3 protein-coding genes and 1 pseudogene are annotated in these 3,678 nt (G+C 47.7%); all 4 read right to left on the minus strand.

What is annotated here, in order from left to right; genetic code table 11:
• Positions 1–473: pseudogene (locus JF818_RS07085) on the minus strand (ATPase); the annotation flags it as partial.
• A complete protein-coding gene (locus tag JF818_RS07090) occupies positions 470–1,555 on the minus strand; it encodes a V-type ATPase subunit (protein WP_198891333.1) in 1,086 nt (361 codons plus the stop codon). The gene JF818_RS07090 and the pseudogene JF818_RS07085, both read right to left, overlap by 4 nt.
• A complete protein-coding gene (locus JF818_RS07095) occupies positions 1,552–1,881 on the minus strand; it encodes a hypothetical protein (protein ID WP_198891334.1) in 330 nt (109 codons plus the stop codon). The genes JF818_RS07090 and JF818_RS07095 overlap by 4 nt, the downstream gene beginning before the upstream one ends.
• Before the next feature lie 73 nt (positions 1,882–1,954).
• Positions 1,955–3,678: hypothetical protein (locus JF818_RS07100; RefSeq protein WP_198891335.1), on the minus strand; the 1,724-nt coding region annotated here is incomplete at its 5' end.

A 3,678-nucleotide genomic window follows, 5' to 3' on the forward strand; every position in this document is an offset into this window, starting at 1 on the left:
TCCTTGAGGTCCTCACTTCTGCCTTTTGTGACCTGCCCTACCCTGAGGTCAAGGTATTCTCCCTTGTCCTCCTTGATATAGCGTTCCATCTCCTCAAGGCCCATCACCATCTGGTTACTCTCTTTCTGTTTCTCTTTCAAGGAGAGCAGGTTTGCCGTCAGGTCATCCAATGTTCTGCCGAATGCTTCCAATTGAGGTTTTTCCAGATTCTGTACATTCAGCACATCACTGGTTGGTACTGCAATATGTCCTTGCTTAAGCAAGGCTTCCACCCGATGACGCATATCCTGCAGGGCTGAACGGCTGACAGAACTTTGGCGGAATGAGAGTTTTTCCATCTGGCCGGAGTCCAGCTTGTTGATGTGGACAAAGTCCAAGACACCAAGAGCGAGCAGGGATTTGACGACCGTATCACTGGTCTGCTCCAATACCACTGCAGTAAGCAGTTTCATCGGTCGTGTAAACAAGTTCATACCAACACCCCCCTGATATACGCTTCTTCATATCCGTAATACTTCCCATTGAGAATAGCCTTCACCATGCTTGTCTCTTCCTTGAAGAGGAAGAAATAGGACAAGGATAGTCCTATGGTAAAGGGGTCCTGGGAGAGCATACGTTGATAAATGGCTTTTCTCCGCTCAGCCAAATATCCTTCTATTTTCAAGATCTCAAGCACACTCGCCTCAGCACCTTGCACACTGCCGGGATGCTGTTGCTCCTCAAGCCCTGGATAATAACGGTTGATAATGGCATGAGGATTACGCTCTGAGGAATTCTGCATCAAATACGCCTCACTCTCCTTGCTTGAGACAACCTTTCCCCAGGGAAGCAGAAGTCTCTTCACTGCATCTGCATCCATATGGTGGTACCATCCGTAGCGTACCAACATCATAAGATTGCGCAGATCTATTTCCAGGAGAATCATGGAAGTTGCCACTTCTTCATCTGCTTTCTTGAGCGTCTTCACACACTCCATCAAATGCACATACCACATTCGGTCCAGCTCTGTCTCGAGGGAGAACAATCCTGATTGCTGTAGGTCTTGCTCACTGAATGCAGTAACAGTGGCATGATAGGGGCTATCCTTTAGTGCAGTACCGACTGCTTCCCAGCTGGTTGCATTGATCAAGGCGGTCCAGTCTATGGGAGAAAGAATGGGGTCCTTGAAGAGGTACTCACTGCGATGGCGAATCGGTCGTTGCCTCATGATGCTGCTGTACCAGAGCCGGAGTGTGTTCTTCAGGTTGTCTATTTCGATTTTTCCAAGAAGATGGTTGATCAGGTCGGCACTACTTCCCTCAAGATACCCTGCAACCTCCTTGTACATGGAAATCTCCATCCCAAGAAGCACCAGTTCCATCTGTTGAAGGTCTCCGGTTCGGTCGTATGCCTCAGCTACTGCGTGGTATTTGGAGTCACGAAGTACCCCCACAGCCTCTACCAAGGAAGAAGCGTGCAGAAGGTTTTCAATAACCTTGCTCTGTCGCATCAAACCAATCTTAGCCCGAAGCTTGGCATTGATGAACCCATACAACGATACACGATCACTGCTCATTTGTTTTCCAGAAATGTATCAAAATCAGTCTTGCAGACTTGCTCCACGATTGAATGTGCAATGGCCTCAAGAGTATCCTTTGAAAGGTTGCTCGATATATTCAAGCTCTCTTCATACTCCTCAACTTCAGTCCTTGCCTCAGTTTCGGCCTGTTCCAATTGTGCACGAAGACGTTCACGTTCTTCTTTCATTGAGGAACGTATGAGTTCATTTGCAGCACTTTGGGCGTCGGAAATAGCATCTCTAGCTGTATGTTCGGCGTCTCGTATTATTTGTTGTGCTCTATCTTCAACGGATAATACATCGTTGATTATATCGCTACGCACGGCTTCACTTCCTATTCGAGTTATATAGATCTTTTTTTATACTCTACCTTTTGGATAAACGTGTCAAGCAAACCTAGGGAGCGGCAGTGACAACCTGCTGTGCATTGGGGTCGGTTGCGTCAAAATCGACCATGGAATCGAACATATCCTCATCGAAGGCATAATCATCTTCACTCACGAAGCCATCCTGCTCGAAGGATTCAAACCCAAAATCACTCTCATCAAATGGCGGGAAGATAATGGTCCAGAATGTCTCCTCATCCATACGTTCAATCACTTCAAGGGTAACTTGCGCGTCATACCCGGTAGCAAGCTCGGCTCCGAAGACATCCGTTTCCTCTTCTACCTGTACCCCACTGAATGCATCTTCCACAATGATTCGATGCTCAAAGGCAGGGTCGGTAACCCAGAAATCCTCAAGCAACAAGACCCTCTCCAGGCCCAAGTCCTCAGAAGATATATCGGGAACGACAAACCTCACTGCATACCACAGATCCTCCACTTGCAAATCAAAGAGATAGGTACCGCTGGAAACTTCACTGAGGATGTACCGTCCTTCCTGGTCAGTGAAGAGGTAGAGAGAATCATTTCGGATAAGTTCCTCTTCTCCTGCAGCATTCAATATCACTTCATACACGGGAGATGAATACTGGATGTAGGGGAAACCATCGGCCATATAGAGTACTCCACTGACAGTAAAAGAGGGTTCCATATCAAGTCGAGCAACAAAGGACTGTCTGCTTCGTGGACTTAATTCATAGACGAATGAGGTACCGGTTGAATACTCACTTATCCCACTGCTGAATACCACGATACTGTTTGTGGCATTGGGAGTAACTGAGTTGTACAACGCACTTCCCAGTGGTCTGCTCAATGCAGAGGGTGAACTATCCAAGCTTCGTGCAATCGAGATGTCTGAATCTTTCAGGTCCCCGACCGGTTTTACCAGCAGGAAGGACTCTCCGACTGCCTTTCCGATACCGAATGCTCCATCAGCATATGCAAGGGCGGTACTTGCCGTAAAGGTAGTGGTCATATCCTGATAGGAGTTGCTGATCTGCTGTCTTAATGAGAAGTTTGAAAGCTCCCCGCTATGGGCCCATGCAGCAACAATGGAGTGGTTCCTTGGATCCTCAAAGCGGAACCCGCTCAAGGAAAGATTGACACTATCTTTTCCGGTTGGTCTCCAGCTCATTCCTGCAGATGAGGATGCAGTCCCATCGAAGAACGGCGATCCAGAACGAACACTTGTGGAAGTGTTTGCGCTCAACTTTGGACTGAAGGTATAACTGCCTGAAATTTGGGCAGAAAGAGTTGGACTAAGAGGGGTGGTACTTGCTGCATTGGCGGTAACCGAGCCACTTAACGAGAATCCAGAGAAAGGAGAGAACCCTGTTGCAAAGGAAGCACTCCAACCTGGGGCTTGGTTTGCAGAATTATAGAGCAGGTTCCCTGAGAGCGTATACCGAACGTTCTCAGTGAAACTCCCTGAATAAGAGAGTGAAAGCGTGGTATTTGTAGAATGGGGGCTTCCTGATACCTTTGCAGGAATGGAATGGTTAAGTGTTCCACTGATCGTTCCAAACCCACTATCCTGAGGACCGCTGTAACGATGACTCAAACTTGCAGAGAAGGATGGAGTTAGCTTTGACGCATCCAGACCAAGGGAGAGCTGCAACTGCGATGTACCGACCATGGTTGCATACACTCCATTGAACATACCGCTGAAAACACCTGGGCTGAAGGCAAGTTCACTGGTGAAGGTAAATACATCCGTTAATCCAGTCTGTTGATAAT

Source organism: Sphaerochaeta sp. S2, from assembly GCF_016406725.1.
Lineage (GTDB): Bacteria > Spirochaetota > Spirochaetia > Sphaerochaetales > Sphaerochaetaceae > Sphaerochaeta.